The sequence below is a fragment of the Arthrobacter sp. S39 genome (genome assembly GCF_004320525.1).
Lineage (GTDB): Bacteria > Actinomycetota > Actinomycetes > Actinomycetales > Micrococcaceae > Arthrobacter.
This window is the reverse complement of record NZ_SIHX01000005.1, coordinates 180924-197148: the sequence shown is the minus strand read 5'-3', so window position 1 is coordinate 197148 and position 16225 is coordinate 180924. Positions and strand designations below refer to the sequence as shown.

15 protein-coding genes are annotated in these 16225 nt (G+C 65.4%); 3 read left to right on the top strand and 12 right to left on the bottom strand.

All coding sequences use genetic code 11. The features are described from left to right. Window positions 1-287: 287 nt before the first annotated feature. On the bottom strand, window positions 288-626 hold the full coding sequence (locus tag EYS21_RS12150; protein WP_131133464.1) for a DUF1508 domain-containing protein: 339 nt from the start codon (window positions 624-626) through the stop codon (window positions 288-290). 281 nt (window positions 627-907) lie between these two features. Beyond that, complete coding sequence (locus EYS21_RS12145; RefSeq protein WP_131133463.1) at window positions 908-2197, bottom strand: adenylosuccinate synthase; 1290 nt, start codon at window positions 2195-2197, stop codon at window positions 908-910. 308 nt (window positions 2198-2505) lie between these two features. On the opposite strand from EYS21_RS12145, the gene EYS21_RS12140 reads away from it, so the two are divergent. Both EYS21_RS12140 and EYS21_RS12135 read left to right on the top strand, forming a co-directional pair. Beyond that, complete coding sequence (locus EYS21_RS12140; RefSeq protein ID WP_131133462.1) at window positions 2506-3960, top strand: cytosine permease; 1455 nt, start codon at window positions 2506-2508, stop codon at window positions 3958-3960. Window positions 3961-4155: 195 nt separating this feature from the next. Continuing rightward, a complete protein-coding gene (locus tag EYS21_RS12135; protein WP_131133461.1) occupies window positions 4156-4788 on the top strand; it encodes a uracil-DNA glycosylase in 633 nt (210 codons plus the stop codon). Window positions 4789-4943: 155 nt separating this feature from the next. Here the strand turns inward: EYS21_RS12135 and EYS21_RS12130 are convergent, their stop codons facing one another. From EYS21_RS12130 to EYS21_RS12115, 4 genes are all read right to left on the bottom strand, one after another. Further along, window positions 4944-5369: a DUF3151 domain-containing protein gene (locus tag EYS21_RS12130; protein WP_131133460.1), complete on the bottom strand. Its 426-nt coding sequence runs from the start codon at window positions 5367-5369 to the stop codon at window positions 4944-4946. Between the two features lies 1 nt (window position 5370). Further along, the gene (gene fbaA / locus EYS21_RS12125) at window positions 5371-6390 is read right to left on the bottom strand and encodes a class II fructose-bisphosphate aldolase (RefSeq protein WP_131133459.1); all 1020 of its coding nucleotides are present in this window, start codon (window positions 6388-6390) and stop codon (window positions 5371-5373) included. Window positions 6391-6520: 130 nt separating this feature from the next. Further along, the gene (locus tag EYS21_RS12120) at window positions 6521-7168 is read right to left on the bottom strand and encodes a TrmH family RNA methyltransferase (protein WP_207307759.1); all 648 of its coding nucleotides are present in this window, start codon (window positions 7166-7168) and stop codon (window positions 6521-6523) included. A 46-nt stretch (window positions 7169-7214) separates the two neighbouring features. Beyond that, entirely contained in the window at window positions 7215-8231 is a 1017-nt protein-coding gene (locus EYS21_RS12115) for a hypothetical protein (protein ID WP_131133457.1), read from the bottom strand. Window positions 8232-8510: 279 nt separating this feature from the next. On the opposite strand from EYS21_RS12115, the gene EYS21_RS12110 reads away from it, so the two are divergent. Continuing rightward, entirely contained in the window at window positions 8511-9341 is an 831-nt protein-coding gene (locus EYS21_RS12110) for an HAD-IIA family hydrolase (RefSeq protein ID WP_131133456.1), read from the top strand. A 9-nt stretch (window positions 9342-9350) separates the two neighbouring features. Here the strand turns inward: EYS21_RS12110 and EYS21_RS12105 are convergent, their stop codons facing one another. The 6 genes from EYS21_RS12105 to manD all read right to left on the bottom strand — a co-directional run bounded on the left by EYS21_RS12105 (window position 9351) and on the right by manD (window position 16197). Beyond that, on the bottom strand, window positions 9351-10400 hold the full coding sequence (locus EYS21_RS12105) for an alpha/beta fold hydrolase (protein WP_131133455.1): 1050 nt from the start codon (window positions 10398-10400) through the stop codon (window positions 9351-9353). Between the two features lie 60 nt (window positions 10401-10460). Further along, complete coding sequence (locus EYS21_RS12100) at window positions 10461-11066, bottom strand: hypothetical protein (protein WP_131133454.1); 606 nt, start codon at window positions 11064-11066, stop codon at window positions 10461-10463. Window positions 11067-11156: 90 nt separating this feature from the next. After that, window positions 11157-11915, bottom strand: a complete 759-nt coding sequence (locus EYS21_RS12095) for a GAF and ANTAR domain-containing protein (RefSeq protein WP_131133453.1) — start codon at window positions 11913-11915, stop codon at window positions 11157-11159. A gap of 104 nt (window positions 11916-12019) precedes the next feature. Beyond that, window positions 12020-12592 carry an orotate phosphoribosyltransferase gene (pyrE, locus tag EYS21_RS12090; protein ID WP_131133452.1) on the bottom strand — a complete coding sequence of 191 codons (573 nt, stop codon included), beginning with the start codon at window positions 12590-12592 and terminating at the stop codon, window positions 12020-12022. Window positions 12593-12656: 64 nt separating this feature from the next. Beyond that, window positions 12657-14978 carry a gluconokinase, GntK/IdnK-type gene (locus EYS21_RS12085; protein WP_131133451.1) on the bottom strand — a complete coding sequence of 774 codons (2322 nt, stop codon included), beginning with the start codon at window positions 14976-14978 and terminating at the stop codon, window positions 12657-12659. Beyond that, window positions 14968-16197, bottom strand: coding sequence for a D-mannonate dehydratase ManD (manD, locus tag EYS21_RS12080; protein ID WP_131133450.1), 1230 nt, complete (start codon window positions 16195-16197; stop codon window positions 14968-14970). Before manD ends, EYS21_RS12085 begins: the two co-directional genes overlap by 11 nt. Window positions 16198-16225 lie beyond the last annotated feature (28 nt).

Sequence of the window (16225 nt, the reverse complement as noted above, 5' to 3'; positions counted from 1 at the left end):
TTGCTCAGTCTAGGGCCAGTGACGCTTCCGCGGAATGCCCTTGCCAACTAACTTTACCCTGCGGTAACCGTGCCACCTCGCCCGCCGGCGCCCGTTTCGGGTGCCGGATCCCTGTCACTTCTGTGTCCTGCCGAAGCAAAAAAGAGCCGGGCTGGAACATGATGGGGGACAGGTTCCAGTCCGGCGCTTTCATAGGGGTAATCGCCCGGGGCGCTCCAAGGGTTACGACCTTTCTGAAAAAACTTTTGGAGGCCGGTGACGAGGGCTGGATCCGCCGGTGCTGGACCTTAGGCTGCCCCGGTCCAACGCGGCGAAGTGACCTGCCTGCGCGGCGCCTTGGCATTGGCGAACGAGTGCACCCTCGTGGCAGGGACGCGCTGGTCATCGCAGGCCGGCTGGACCAGGGCGGGGGCCGCAACGGGCGCAGGCTGACTGACACTGGCGGCGGTGCAGAGATCGGTGACCAGCCCTGTTCCGGCGCACTCACGCACAGCGGCGATACCGGCGGCGACAGCGGACTTGTCCTCATAGGCTTCGGACACGGCCATCACCGTGCCGTCCGGCGCCTTGAGGCGGAACCTGAATCGTGAATCGGAGTCCAAGAAAACTTCAAACTTCCCGGCCATGGCAAATCCTTCCGGTCTGTGGGTCCTGTCCGGGCAACGTCGTCGCCACTGGACGGTCCCGAACACATCTCTGCGCCGGTCTCCCACGGGTCTGCTCGAACGATCTGTTGATCAGTTCAGCTTGTACATCAAGTCTCCCGGCACCGTCTGCAGCCTCACAAGACCGGCCGGGTTAACCCTGTGTAAATTGCGTTCAACCCCCGGCAGAACAAAGCGGCGGGCCACCCGCAAGGCTCGTTAGGAACCCAGGGTGACCCGCCGCCGTCGTACGTTCTAAAACGTCAGTCGTTGATGAGGTCGTTGACCACGATCGTCTGGTCCCGGTCCGGGCCGACGCCGATGGCCGAGAACCGCGTGCCGGAGAGCTTTTCCAGGGCCAGCACGTAGTTGCGGGCGTTCTCCGGCAGGTCCGCCAGGGTCCGGGCGCCGGTGATGTCCTCGGTCCAGCCTTCGAAGTACTCGAAGATGGGCACGGCGTGGTGGAACTCGGTCTGCGTCATGGGCATTTCGTCGTGGCGCACACCGTCGACGTCGTAGGCCACGCAGACCGGGATCTGCTCGATGCCTGTCAGGACGTCCAGCTTGGTGACGAAGTAGTCCGTGAAACCGTTGACGCGGGAGGCGTGGCGGGCCAGGACGGCGTCGTACCAGCCGCAGCGGCGCGGGCGGCCGGTGTTGACGCCAAACTCGCCGCCGGTCTTCTGCAGGTACATGCCCATCTCGTCGAACAGCTCCGTGGGGAACGGGCCCGCACCGACGCGGGTGGTGTAGGCCTTGATGATGCCGATCGAGCGTGAGATGCGGGTGGGGCCGATGCCGGAACCCACGGAGGCGCCGCCCGCGGTGGGGTTGGACGAAGTGACGAACGGGTACGTGCCGTGGTCAACGTCCAGGAACGTGGCCTGGCCGCCCTCCATCAGGACCACCTTGCCCTCGTCCAGTGCTGTGTTCAGGACCAGCGTGCTGTCGATGACCAGCGGGCGCAGGCGGTCGGCGAAGGACAGGAAGTACTCCACGATCTCCTCCACCACAACGCTGCGGCGGTTGTAGATCTTGACCAGGAGATCGTTCTTCTGGCGCAGCGACCCTTCAACCTTCTGGCGGAGGATCGACTCGTCAAAGACGTCCTGGACGCGGATGCCCAGGCGGGCCACCTTGTCCATGTAGGCCGGGCCGATACCGCGGCCGGTGGTGCCGATGGCGCGGCTGCCGAGGAAGCGCTCGGTGACTTTGTCCAGCACCTGGTGATAGGGGGCAACGAGGTGTGCGTTGGCCGAAACACGGAGCTTGGAGGTGTCGGCGCCGCGCGCCTCCAGCCCGTCGATCTCCTGGAACAGGGCCTCGAGGTTCACCACGCAGCCGTTGCCGATGATCGGGACCGCGTTGGGGCTGAGGATGCCGGCAGGAAGGAGCTTGAGCTCGTACTTCTCACCGCCTACGACGACGGTGTGCCCGGCATTGTTGCCGCCGTTCGGCTTGACGACGTAGTCGACTCGGCCGCCCAAAAGGTCAGTGGCTTTGCCTTTTCCTTCGTCGCCCCACTGGGCTCCTACGATCACGATTGCTGGCATGGGATCCTCCCCCATTCGTTCGGGCCGGCCAGGCTGTCCACCGAAATGGCAGGCCTGGTGCAGCGCCGTTCATGAGAATGCCCCGAATGGACCAGCCTTGCCAGGTCCGAGGTGCGGCCTGCCAACGCAAGAGTTCCGGGGCTCTTACCACCCAAGTTTAGCCGATGGCGCCCTGACTGCGGCGCCGGGGCGACTCCGGACGACACGCCGGGGTGTCTGGTATTTGCGACATTCGCCGCGGCATCGCCGTTGTCCTGCCGCCCAGGAACCTGTGACATGGAACATAACAGCCAGCACGAGGAGTAACCATGGCAGCAGGAAGCACTACAGTCGAGGCCCGGTCCATCGAGATGATCCCGCCACGCGAGCGGCACGGCCACCCGAGGGGTCAGTTCACGCTCTGGTTCGGGGCGAACGCGCAGATCACCGCAATCGTTGACGGCGCCCTCGCCGTCGTATTCGGGGCCGACGCGTTCTGGGCCATCATCGGCCTCCTGCTGGGCAACGTCGTCGGCGGCGCCGTCATGGCGCTGCACTCCGCCCAGGGGCCGAAACTGGGGCTTCCCCAGATGATCTCCAGCCGCGCCCAGTTCGGTGTCTACGGTGCCGTGATTCCGCTGGTCCTGGTGATCCTGATGTACATCGGCTTCGCCTCTACCGGCACGGTGCTGTCCGGTCAGGCTATCAACCTCATGCTGGGCGTGGATGCCCCAGTAGTCGGCATCCTGATCTTTGGCGCCGCCACCGCGTTCCTGGCAATCCTGGGCTACAAGTACATCCACGCCCTTGGCCGCATCGCCACAGTGCTTGGCCTGGCCGGCTTCCTGTACCTGACTGTTGCCGTGTTCACCAGGTTCGACGTTGGCCAGATCATGTTCCTGAAGGGCTTCGAATGGCCCACCTTCCTCACCGCAATAGCCCTGGGTGCAGGATGGCAACTCACCTTTGGCCCCTACGTCGCCGACTATTCGCGTTACCTGCCCCAGTCCACCTCAGAGCGCAAAACCTTCTGGTACACGTTCGCTGGCTCTGTGGGCGGTGCCCAGTGGGCCATGACGCTGGGTGCCATAGCAGGCGGGCTCTCCGCCGCCGGCCTGGGCGGCGATTTCCTCAAGAACCAGGTGGGCTACATGGGAGACCTGGCCGGCGGAGGACTGATTGCGGTCTTCATCTACCTCGTGATCGTCACGGGCAAGCTCACCGTCAACTGCCTCAACGCCTATGGAGCCTTCATGTGCTCTGTGACCATCAGCACGGCCATCAACCGCCGCGACTCCGTCTCACGGGCGGCCCGCATCGCCTTCATCATCGCCGTCATCACGGCTAGCGTGCTGATAGCCCTTTTCGCCAGCAAGGACTTCTTGAACGTCTTCAAGAACTTCGTCCTGCTGCTGCTGATGGTGTTTACGCCGTGGTCGGTGATCAACCTCGTGGACTACTACAAGATCTCCCGCGACCGGCTGGACATCCCGGCCCTGTACAACCCGGACGGCCGCTACGGCCGCTGGAATGTCCCAGCCCTGGTCTCCTACGGGATCGGAGTCCTCATCCAGGTGCCGTTCCTCGCCCAGGCGCTCTACACGGGGCCGGTCACCAAGTGGCTGGGAGGCGCGGACATTTCCTGGATCGTGGGAATCCTTGCGACCATGGCGGTGTACTACCCATGGGCCAAAGCCACCAACCGCGCGCCGCTCCAGACGATCTACCCGACACCCACACCCGCCAGCGCGCAGAACGCCACAACTGCGGGAGTCAACGGCTGACCGATCCCCGGGCCGGCCTCGCGAAAGCCCGCGAGGCCGGCCCGGCGTTTCGTTTCGCGGGGCTTGCTAGACTGGTAGTGACCGACCAGGAATCGGTCCACCACATTTCAAACCATCCCGGACTGCGGCGCGCCCCACCGCGCCCATTTTCCGGATTGGCAGCAGCACCTAGCCCCGCAGGAGACATAGCACTACATGACAGCCCTGGCACCCGAATCTTTCCGTGAGCAGCTTTTGAGCCGCCGTTACGAACCCAACGTTGCCGCCGTCAACGAGCTGTGCGATTCCCTGCAGAGCGTCAAGCCCCACACCGAAGTCCCCTACGTTGACCCGATGCACGATGTGGACGAGTGCCGCATCATCAGCCTCTACTCGAACATCGGGGAAGCGGACAAGTCCGGTTTCATCACCGCCGGCGACGACGACGCAGCCACCCGCATGCTGGGCATCCAGTGGACGCTGGGCCTGCGTCCGGAATTCGTGATGCCGTGGAACGTCCACCCGTGGCACACCCCGGGCGAGGTCAACGGCAAGTTCACGCCGGACCAGATTTCCTCCGGCCTCAAGCCGCTGCTCAAGTTCCTTGCCCTGGTCCCCCGCGCGTCGGTCATCGTGGCACATGGCACCGAAGCCAACCGCCTGGCCAACCTGCTCCTGAAGACCGAGGTGCCCATGATCTGGCGCCGCGGACTCAAGACCTACAAGGTCAGGTCCCTGAGCGGCCGCGCCTTCGCCGGCACGCCCGCGCGGCAGGAACAGTACCTCGAGGAAATGCGCGTGGCCTACACCGACGCCATGGCGCGCACGGGCCTCACGAAAGCCAGCTGACAGCCCGGGTCTCAACAAGCTCGACATACGACGGCGGGCGGGCACCTTTTCGAAAAGGTGACCGCCCGCCGTCGTACTCGTTAAAACCGCAACGCGGGGTCACTTCCTGCCCGTAACCGTAGGTTTATTGGGCAGGAAGTGACCCCGCGTTGCTTTTAGCCTTGCGCTTCGATGGCTGCCTTCGCGGCCGGATCCGAGTCGTTCAGGAACTTCTCGATCCGCTCCGGCTCGTCCGCCTCGCCGATCGCCGAGGAAGCCCGGCCCAGCGAGTAGAGTGCGCGCAGGAAGCCCTGGTTGGGCTCGTGCTCCCACGGAATGGGGCCCACTCCGCGCCAGCCGTTGCGGCGCAGCGAGTCCAGCCCGCGGTGGTAGCCCACGCGTGAGTAGGCGTAGGAGTCGATGGTGCGCCCTTCGGCCCACGCCTCCTCGGCCAGCACGGCCCACAACAGCGACGACGTGGGGTGCTTTTCCACGAGGTCCAGGGCTTCCTGGCCCGCGTCCAGTTGCGCGTAGACGTCGGTCTCGGCAGGCAGGAGCGTGGGCTCAGGGCCCATCAGGTTCTTGCGGAACTCGTCGGACATACTAGAACGTCTTGCCGAGGGAGCCGAGCTGGCGGGCGGCCTCAACAATGCGGGCGGCCATGCCGGCTTCGGCGGAGGCGCCCCAGACGCGGGGGTCGTAGGTCTTCTTGTTGCCCATTTCGCCGTCGATCTTCAGCACGCCGTCGTAGTTGGCGAGCATGTGGCCGGCCACCGGGCGGGTGAAGGCGTACTGGGTGTCCGTGTCGACGTTCATCTTGATGACACCGTAGGAAACAGCGTCAGCGATTTCCTGGTCGGACGAGCCGGAGCCGCCGTGGAACACGAGGTCGAACGGGTTTTCCTTGCCGATCTTGGCGCCGACCTCGGCCTGGATCTGCTTCAGCAGCTCGGGGCGCAGCTTCACGCCGCCCGGCTTGTACACGCCGTGGACGTTGCCGAAGGTCAGCGCCGTCATGTAGCGGCCGTTTTCGCCTGTGCCGAGGGCCTCAATGGTGGCGAGGGCGTCTTCGGTGGTGGTGTAAAGCTTCTCGTTGATCTCGTTCTCAACGCCGTCTTCCTCGCCGCCGACCGTGCCGATCTCGACTTCGAGGATCATCTTGGCGGCTGCGGAACGCTCCAGCAGTTCGCGGGCGATGCGCAGGTTGTCTTCGAGGGTCTCGTGCGAGCCGTCCCACATGTGCGAGTTGAAGATCGGGTTGCGGCCGGCCTTGACCTCGGCCTCGGACGCTGCCAGGAGCGGCAGGACGAATCCGTCGAGCTTGTCCTTGGGGCAGTGGTCCGTGTGCAGGGCGATGTTGACGTTGTAGTTCTTGGCCACTTCGCGGGCGAAGGCGGCGAAGCCGAGGGAACCGGCCACCATGTCCTTGACCGAGGCCCCGGACCAGTAGGCGGCACCGCCGGTGGAAACCTGGATGATGCCGTCGGACTCAGCCTCGGCGAAGCCGCGGATCGCTGCGTTCAGCGTCTGCGAGGAGGTGACGTTGACGGCGGGGAATGCGAAGCCGCCCGTCTTTGCGCGGTCGATCATCTCGGAGTAGATCTCTGGGGTTGCAATGGGCATGCTGACTCCTAAAGTGAATTTCGTCGGCGGGCTGGGTTGGCCCTGGAGTGAACCTCGTCGGCTAGGAACCATCCTAGCCATTTCTGCCGGGGCGCCGTGTTTCGGGTCACGCAGACCCGGTAACACTTGCCTACACGTGCTGGTTGAATACGTGCCGGCGCACCCACGCGTGCATCGCGATGGCCGCGGCGGACGCCGCGTTGATGGAGCGGGTGGAGCCGAACTGCTCGATGGAAAGGGTGGCGAGGGCGGCCTCGTGCACTTCCGGTGTCAGGCCGGGGCCTTCCTGGCCGAACACCAGCACACAGTCCTTGGGCAGTTCGTAGGTTTCCAGGGGCACGGAATCCGGGAAGATATCGATGCCGATGATCGCAAGCCCTTCCCCCTGCGCCCACGCCACGAAGTCCTCCACGGTGGGGTGGTGGCGGACGTGCTGGTAGCGGTCGGTGACCATGGCCCCGCGCCTGTTCCACCGGCGTCGTCCGATGATGTGGACTTCCTTGGCGAGGAACGCGTTGGCGGTCCGCACCACGGTGCCGATATTGAGGTCGTGCTGCCAGTTCTCGATGGCGATGTGGAAGTTGTGCCGCTTGGAATCGAGGTCGGCCACGATCGCGTCATGCTTCCAGTAGCGGTACTGGTCCACGACGTTCCGCCGGTCCCCGTCGGCCAGCAGCTCCGGATCCCAGTGGTCCCCGGCGGGCAGCTCGCCTTCCCAGGGCCCGACGCCGACCTCCGCCTTTGGCCCGGATTCTTCCTCGGGCGGTGGAACGGGCAGCGGCGGGGTCTGGGGCTGGTCAGTCACGCCTCAACTCTAGCCGGGGTCAGCCGTCGATCTTCCAGCGGTTGGCGCGGTAGGAGTTGGCGAGCTGCTCCAGCAGCCCCGGGTGTTCATCCCAGTACGTCGCATGGCCGCTGACGCCCACCATCTGCGGCGTTCCCCACGGGGTGACACTGAACAGGTTCACTGCCTTGATGGTTTCGCCGCGGGCGTTGAGGCACTCAAAGCCGATCACCACGGCGGCCGCCCGGCGGAACTCCCGGATTTCCGGAGTGGTCGTCGTGAAATTGCTGGTGCACTTATGGCCCACCAGGTGCTGCGGCATTTCGGCCGCGGGCATGGCGGTGAACTTGGCCTCGATCTCCTTGATGGCGGCCTGGACTTTCTCCGGTTCCTTGCCGTACTTGCCCTCTTCCGCTTCAGCGAAGAACGCAAAGGCCAGGGCGATGCCGTCCGCGTCACGTTCCTCGGTGCCCTGGGCTTTTTGCTGCATGGGAGCGCCCGTGGTCGGGTCAGTGGTGATCCCGAACGTCTCGTCGCCGGTCCAGGCGGCCAGGTACTGGAAGGATGACTCCCCGGTGACAAACCGGCTGAAGAGCGGGTCACCTTCGGCCGGGATGTTCGCCGGTCCTTGCAGTTCCGCCCATCCCGGCGGCAGCGGGATGGCGCCGGCCGGCACGTCGTCCGCGCTGGGATCGTCCGACGGCGCCGCCGATTCTTCCGGCGCGGCGCTTTCCCCTGCTGCCCCGGACGTCACCACGGGAGACGGAGTGTCCCCGGCCTGCGGTTTGGCGAAGGTGGGAATCACCCAGGCGAACACCGCCACCAATCCAACAATCACGACGGCGGCAACGGCACCGAGAACGATGAAGAGCGCCTTTTTGTTGCTGTGCGGGGGCTGCGGTGCCGGCTGCTGCGGGTACTGGCCCGGGTACTGCTGGCCGGGGTACTGCTGGCCCGGCTGCGGCGTTTGGGCGTACTGCTGCCCTGGATACGGAGCCTGCGGGTTGCCCTCCGCGTCCCTGGACGGTGGCGGCGGCGCACTGTAGTTGTTGCTCATGGCGGTCCCTTTCAGGTGCTGGCAGGCATCCTGCGGTTCCCGCGGTGCCCGGTGATTTCCGACGGCGGGGACCAGCCGGCGCACGCCGGCACAACACCGCCGCGGACATCCCCCGATCCGCAGCCGCTGGGCGCCATGGCGCCACCACGAGCCTAGCCGATGGGCCGGACAGCCGGCGCGCGCGGGCTCCGCCGTCATTTCTTCGGCCTCACGTGTTCCTTCGCCCGAAGAATGACAGACTGGAGCCCGGTAAAGGCACATCGGCGTTGGAGGAAAAACATGGCAAAAGCAGACCAGGTCAACGGATCACCGGCGGTCTACCGAAGCGGCCAGGAGATCGAGTGCTGGCTGACGGACATGGACGGCGTCCTGGTCCACGAAAACCAGGCTGTCCCCGGCGCGGCCGAGCTGATCCAGCGCTGGGTGGACACCTCCAAGCGCTTCCTGGTGCTGACCAACAACTCCATCTTCACTCCCCGCGACCTTGCTGCCCGGCTCCGCGCGTCGGGCCTGGAGGTTCCGGAGGAGAACATCTGGACCTCGGCGCTCGCCACCGCGCAGTTCCTCAAGGACCAGGTGCAGGGCTCGGGTTCCGGAAACCGCGCCTACACCATCGGTGAGGCGGGGCTGACGACGGCGCTGCACGAGGCCGGCTTCATCCTCACCGACCAGGACCCGGACTTTGTGGTGCTCGGCGAAACGCGCACCTACTCCTTCGAAGCGATCACCATGGCCATCCGGCTGATCCTGGCCGGAGCCCGTTTCATCGCCACCAACCCCGACGCCACCGGCCCCTCCAAGGACGGCCCCATGCCTGCGACCGGTGCCATCGCGGCCCTGATCACCAAGGCCACCGGCCGGGAGCCGTACATCGTAGGCAAGCCGAATCCCATGATGTTCCGGTCGGCCATGAACCAGATCGACGCACATTCGGAAACCACTGCCATGATCGGTGACCGGATGGACACGGACATCATCGCGGGCATGGAGGCTGGCCTGCATACGGTCCTGGTACTGAGCGGCATCACGCAGCGTGAAGAGATTGCCTCTTACCCGTTCCGGCCCAACCAGGTGCTCAACTCCGTCGCGGACCTGAAAAGCCAGATCTAGGACACAGGCTTAGAAAACAGTCACCCGCGATCCCCCGCCGGGAAGGGGGAAGAACTCGTTCATCAGCTGGTCCACGATGGGCCGGTAAACGGTGGGGTTCCAGCCCGGACTGGCGTGTGCCGGCCGGGCGCCCTCCGTTTGCAGGTTTGTTGACACGATATTGGAACTGTAGGCAACCTCCCACGCCTCCAGGGCAGTCTGGTACTGCACCGTCTGGTCCCGCGGGTTGCCGATGAACGCCATCTTCGTGCCGCCAAGCTTCTCCACGAACCGGAGCCCGTCGAAGTGGTAAATGTAGGCGGACTCCGACTGCACGAGCACACTGGAGGGGGCGATCGGGGACAGCTGCTCCAGGGTCTGGTCCAGGATCTGGCGCCAGGTCCGCTCGTCCTTGTGGATCACCCGCTCCCCCAGTTCGTACCCGCCGCGCAGCACGGACGGGACACGGAAACCGCGCTCGTAGAGGAACACCACGCCGTCGAACCAGCTCTGGTCCAGTACGTCGTGCTTGCTGTACGGGCTGGAATCGAGCAGGATGAACGCCACTTCCACGCCGTGGAGTTCGCGGAGGCGGGCGGCGACCTGCGTGGCCACCATGCCGCCAAAGCTGTGGCCATAGAAGAACAATTTGGTGAGCTTGTTCGCCCGCACATGCTCAATCACGGCGATCACCAGTTCATCGATGTCCAGCCCCTGGTTGGAATAGCCGACGGCGGCCAGCCGGGCGCGCTTGTTCAGCGCTCCGCGCAGGGCGTTCAGGATCCACTGCGCTTCTTCCCAGCTGGTTTTGTAGCCCGGAAACAGGAACCAGCTGGCATCGGGGTAGTACGCATCGGCGAAGTCGTCCCGGACTTCAAGGATCCTGTTGACCCGCCGCTCCGACTGGACGCGGCGGGTGACGAGCATATCCCCGGCCAGCAGGGCGGACGCTCCTGTTCCCCAGAGGAAGCCCCGGCGGGAGAACTGCCGGAGGGCTGCAGCGTCGGCCAGCAGCCGGGCATGGTCAATTCCCGGCTGTTCAGGCTGTCCCTGCGGATCTGTTTCCCCCCTGTACGGCACGTGTCTACCGTACGCACAGCGGAAGCCCCTGCTGCAACCCCCTGGCAGGACCGGGCCGTGTCAGCTGGCAGCCAGGCCCTCCCGGGCGGGGTCGTACAGGCCGCCCATCGGGTTTCGGCGCGCAAGCTCCTGGCCGATCTCGTTGTACCGTGCCAACAGGTCCGAGCCGGCGAACGCTTCGGGCTCATCGAGCAGCGCAAAGATCGAATCGCTGGCCGTGAGGAGTTCGTCGTCGGAGTATTCTGCCAAGGGACGCCCGAACATCGGGTCAAGGGGTGCATGGGCGTCCCCTTCGGCGCCGTCAGCGAAAGTGTCCGCGAGCTCATCGGTGATGGCCAGCGACAGCCCGTTGACGCCGGCTTCCGGCGGGGCCGCATCGCTGCGCGGGGTCAGAACCAGTGATACGCCGCTTCCGGCCATACCGGGAAGGGTGGCTCCGTCGATGGCGTTGAGATCGTTGCGGAGGCCCGCCAGCGCCGCCGATTCAACGTAAGCAGCCCGGGAGAGGTCAACGTGGATGTGGGAGGGAATGCCCAGGGCCCGAACACGTCGGACCAGGTTCACAAGTGCCGGGCGGGTTTCCCCAGTGAGGCTGCCACGGATATCAATCCGGACAGTGTCCGTGAGAACGTCACGCGTAGCGAGGGCGTGCAATTTGCGGTCCATAGGTACTCCAAATAAGGGTGTCTATGGCCGACGGCTCAACCTCGGCAAGCGTATCCTCCGGACCAGCCCGGCACAAGCCGCAGAAGTTGTTTAGCCCGCGTGGGCTTTGCCGGGCTCCTGGTAATGCGTTCGGGTGCCTGCCCCACCGACGGAATCCACCAGTGACTTTGCGATATCCCGCAGCTTGGTGTTGCTGTTACTCGACGCATCCGTCAGGATCTGGACTGCCGCATCCTGGCTGCAGCGATTTTGTGCCATCACGATGCCCACGGCGATGTCGATGATGGTGCGGGACTCCAGGGTGGCACGCAGGTTGGCGGCGCTGTCGGTATGCAGTGAAAACCTGACAGCCAACCTCAGTGCCTGCGAGATTTCCCGCGTGTAGCCCCGGGCTTTAGCCGCGGCACGTTCGTCGAATTTCCGCGGCACATCCGAGTAGAGGTTCAGGGCCGCTTTCGCTTCCCCCTGGAGGTTGAACGGGAGGGAAAGCACCGAACGCAGTCCGTGGGACGCGACGGCGTTGGCGTAGTCCGGACCCCAACGGTCCTCTTCAAAGAGGTCCGGGACGTTGACTTCGCGTTCCTCCTCGGCGGCGGTCAGGCACGGGCCTTGGGACAGTGAGTACTGGATTTCGTCCACTTCACGGGCGGAATCGCTGCTCCAGCCGATGGTGGCGGCTTTCCGGTCCCGGAGGAGGGTAATGCCGCACAGGGCGTCGTCGCCGTCGCCTGCCACCTGGTGGGCCGAGAACCGGGCCAGCTCGTTGAGGAACTGCTCAAAGTCCGCGCTGTCCAGGATGAGGTTCTGGACCTGCTCGGTGGTGTTCAAAGGGAGTTCCGGTGGGAGCATGGCGCGTTCTCCAATAGCTGCAGAAGAGGTTGAGCAAATACTAGGACGCTCCCCTGCGTCAGTCCAACCGGCACCGGATTACGCCGGTGCCGGCTGGTGCCGGACTAGGAGAGGCCCAGTTCGTCCTTGCCGAACGCGAAGAGGTAGGGCACCCCGGTCTCGGCTTCAATTTTTTCCTTGGCGCCGGTGTCGCGGTCCACGATGACGGCCACGGCCACCACGTTGCCGCCGGCCTTGCGGACGCCCTCAACAGCGGTGAGCGCAGAGCCACCGGTAGTGGAGGTGTCCTCGAGGACCAGCACCTTCCGGCCGTCGACGGACGGGCCTTCGACCTGGCGGCCCATGCCGTAGGACTTCTGCGCCTTCCGGACCACAAAGGCGTCCACGGTCCGGCCGGCGTCAACAGCGGAGTGCATCACGGCGGTACCCACGGGGTCGGCACCCATGGTGAGACCGCCGGCGCACTCAAAGTCGATCCCGGCGTCGTCCGCCAGCGCCAGCATGACCTGGCCCACGAGCTTGGACGCCTCGTGGTGGAGGGTGATGCGGCGCAGGTCGATGTAGTAATCGGCCTCCGCTCCGCTGGACAGGATCACCTTGCCGCGGACGACGGCGAGCTCCTTGATCAGCTCAAGAAGGCGGGCACGTGCGGCAGTGGCATCAAGAGGGGAAGTCATGGTCTCCAGTTTAGCGGCGGGCGAAGCCGGGTGCGTGTTCCGGCCGGGGCCCGCAGCGGGAACGCTACAGCCGGGTGTCGAAGGAGTCGCAGAAGACGTTGTCGTTGAACGTTCCCTGGAACTCCGACTTGCCCATGATCTTTTGGATCGTGGCGCGGATGGCCTCCCGTGACCCGGCATGGGCGTTGATGGCGGTCTTCACCATCGGCACGTCAATCAGGTGGTTGGGCTGGTTGAGCGAGACGAACACGGTGGGAACCTCGGTGACGTACCAGGGGATCTCCGCTGCCATCGGGGTGGACCACTTGATCCGGATGGCAGCCTCCTGCGCGAACCCTTTCACGTTGGCGAACACAAACGCGGCGTCGTACTTGTCCGCATAGTCGCCGGTGGCTTCCTCGGAGATGACCGACATGAAGTTCACGCCGGTCTCCCCTGCCGCCGCACGCTGGTCCGCGGTTTTGAACACGTGCACCTCGAAGCCGGCGTCTTCCAGCTCCTCCTTGACGGTGTCCAGGTAGGCCAGCGGGTCGGCACGGGTGAAGTCCGAACCGCCGGAGATCCCGTACAGCCGGATCCGCTGGTGCGTCTCCGGCCGGATAGGCAGGTTGTTCGCAGTGTCCTTGACCAGGGTGACAGTCTTGTCCGCAATCTCCGCGGCGATGGCGCGGTGGCCTTCGGAGCCGATCACGGCAAGGGCCTCCACCGGCGGAACCAGCTCCGCAACCGGCTTCACGTGCAGCCCCAGGCTTGCCTTCAGGGCAAGGATTCGACGCAGGGCGTCATGCAGGCGCCGCTCGGTGAAGACGCCGGACTTGTAGCCGTCCAGCATGTACCCGAAGTCCTCGGCGGGGTTGCGGAAGAACAGGAACATGTCGCAGCCGGCGGCGATGGTGGCCGGCACCAGGTCCTTGCGTTTCATCGCCTGGGTCAGGCCCACCATCTGCGAGGCGTCGGTCAGGATCAGCCCGTTGAAGCCAAGCTCACCTCGGAGCAGGTCCTGGAGCAGTTCCGGGGACAGCGTGGCGGGCAGGATGTCCGCGTCCGCGAGGCCGGGGCGGAAATGCCGGGACAGTTCCGGCGCCCCGATGTGCCCGATCATGATGGACTGCACGCCGTGCCTGATCATCTCGCGGTACACGTGCCCGTAGGTCCGGTTCCACTCCTCGTAGCCGAGCGTGTTGTAGGAGGTGACCACGTGCTGGTCGCGTTCGTCCACGCCGTCGCCCGGGAAGTGCTTTATGGCGCAGACGGTGGGCGACTCGCTGATGCCGCCGAAGTACTCCTTGGCGCGCTCCACCACGATCTCGGGCGTGTTGCCGAAGGACCGGGTGGAGATCACCGTGTTCCGCCAGTTGTAGTGGATGTCCACGATCGGCGCGAACGCCCAGTTGCAGCCCAGCGCCGCGGTTTCCACCCCGGCCACCTGGCCCATCTGCTTGGCGATGGACTTGTCCGGGTGCGAGCCGGCCTGAAGGTGCGTCGACACAAACGTTCCGTCGTCGCAGCTTCCGGCTCCCCCCATTTCCGGGTTGGAAGCCACGAGCAGCGGGATGCGGCTCCTGGCCTGCGCGTACCGGATGTGTTCCTGCACCGCCACCGAAGGTCCCGGCCGGTAGCGCATGCCGCCCACGTGGAAGTTGTCCAGGACGCCGTCAATGTACTCCGGGGAGTAATCGTTGTTGTGGTTGATGAACAGCTGCCCGATCTTTTCCTCAAGGCTCATCCCTGCGAGCGTGGACTCCACCCACGCCACGGCATCGCCGTCGAGGTTGAACGGCGCGGCCTGGAGGTCGACGTCGAACTGGCGCCCTGGGGTGCCGGCGGCACCGGCGGTGGGACTTCCGACGGCGGCAGTCACCGCAGCCGCGATGCCGGCCAACGCCTCGGCCACCACCTGGTCCACTGGAGCGGCGATGTCCACCACAACGCCGGGTTCATCGGCCTCGAGCGGTTCGAGGGTGGCCAGCTGGGATTCCAGCAGCGCCGGCGGCATGAAGTGCCCGGAGCGGCCTTCCGTCCGTGCTTTAAGGACGTCTTTGCTGCCGTGCAGGTGCAGGAACACGGTGTCCGGCGCCTGGGCGCGGATGGCGTCGCGGTAGCTGCGGCGCAGGGCCGAGCAGGCCAGAACCAGGCCGTCCTTGGCAGCTGCGAGTTCGCTGCCCACCGTGGCGAGCCAGGGCCAGCGGTCCTCGTCCGTCAGCGGCGTCCCGGCTGCCATTTTGGCGACGTTTTCCAGCGGGTGGAGGGAGTCGCCGTCGAGGAACGGCACGCCCAGTTCGCGGGCCACCAGGTCGCCGATGGTGGTTTTCCCGCAGCCGGAAACGCCCATCACGATGATGCGGTGGCGGGCGGATCCAGCTTCCGGCGTCGGGTTACCAGTCATGGACGGTGCCGTCGACGAGGCGGTTGTAGGGCAGGTACGCCTGCTGGTAAGGGAACGCTGCCGCGGCTTCCTCATTGAACTCGACGCCGATGCCTGGCTTGTCGCCTGGGTGCAGGTAGCCGTCCACGAACGTCATGGACTGTTCGAAGACCTCGTTGGTCTTGTCCGAGTGCTGCATGTATTCCTGGATGCCGTAGTTGTGGATGGCCAGGCCCACGTGCAGCTGCGCGGCGAAGCCCACCGGGGAGATGTCGGTGGGGCCGTGGAAGCCGGACTTGATCTGGTACTGCGCCGCGAAGTCCATGACTTTCTTCAGCGGGGAGATCCCGCCGAAGTGCGTGGAGGCTGCCCGGACATAATCGATCAGCTGTTCCTTGATCAGGGTCTGGAAGTCGAACACGGTGTTGAAGATTTCGCCGATGGCCAGCGGGGTGGTGGTGTGCTGGCGGACCAGGCGCAGGCCTTCCTGGTTTTCGGCCGGGGTGCAGTCCTCGAGCCAGAACAGGTCATACGGTTCCAGCGCCTTGCCGAGCTTCGCCGCCTGGATCGGGGTCATGCGGTGGTGGCCGTCGTGCAGCAGCGGGATCTCCGGGCCGAACTCGTTCCGGACAGCTTCGAAGACTGTGGGCAGGTGGCGTAGGTAGGCCCGGGTGTCCCAGTCTTCTTCCAGCGGGAACGCGCCGCGGCCGGCGGGCTCGTAATCGTAGCGCTCCCCGGAGGCCTGGGCCTGGGCGGCGACGCCGTAGACGGCCTTGATGCCGGGGACGGCGGTCTGGATCCGGATGGACTTGTAGCCCAGCTCCAGGTGCTCACGGACGGAATCGAACAGGGACGGAAGGTCGGCGCCGGAGGCGTGGCCGTAGGCGCGCAGCCCGTTGCGGGACGCCCCTCCCAGGAGCTGGTAGACGGGCATGCCGGCTATCTTGCCTTTGATGTCCCACAGCGCCATGTCGACGGCGGCGATCGCGGCCATGGTCACCGGGCCGCGGCGCCAGTACGAGGACCGGTAGAGGAACTGCCAGGTGTCCTCGATCCGGTGCGGGTCCTTGCCGATCAGCAGCTGCGCGACGTGTTCCTTCAAGTACGCGGCGACGGCAAGCTCGCGGCCGTTCAGGGTGGCATCACCGATGCCGGTCACACCGTCCTCCGTGGTGATCCGGAGGGTTACGAAGTTACGGGACGGGCTGGTCACGAAGACTTCCGCGGCAATGATTTTCACTGCAGGTCCTTTCAGGGTCGGGATTAAG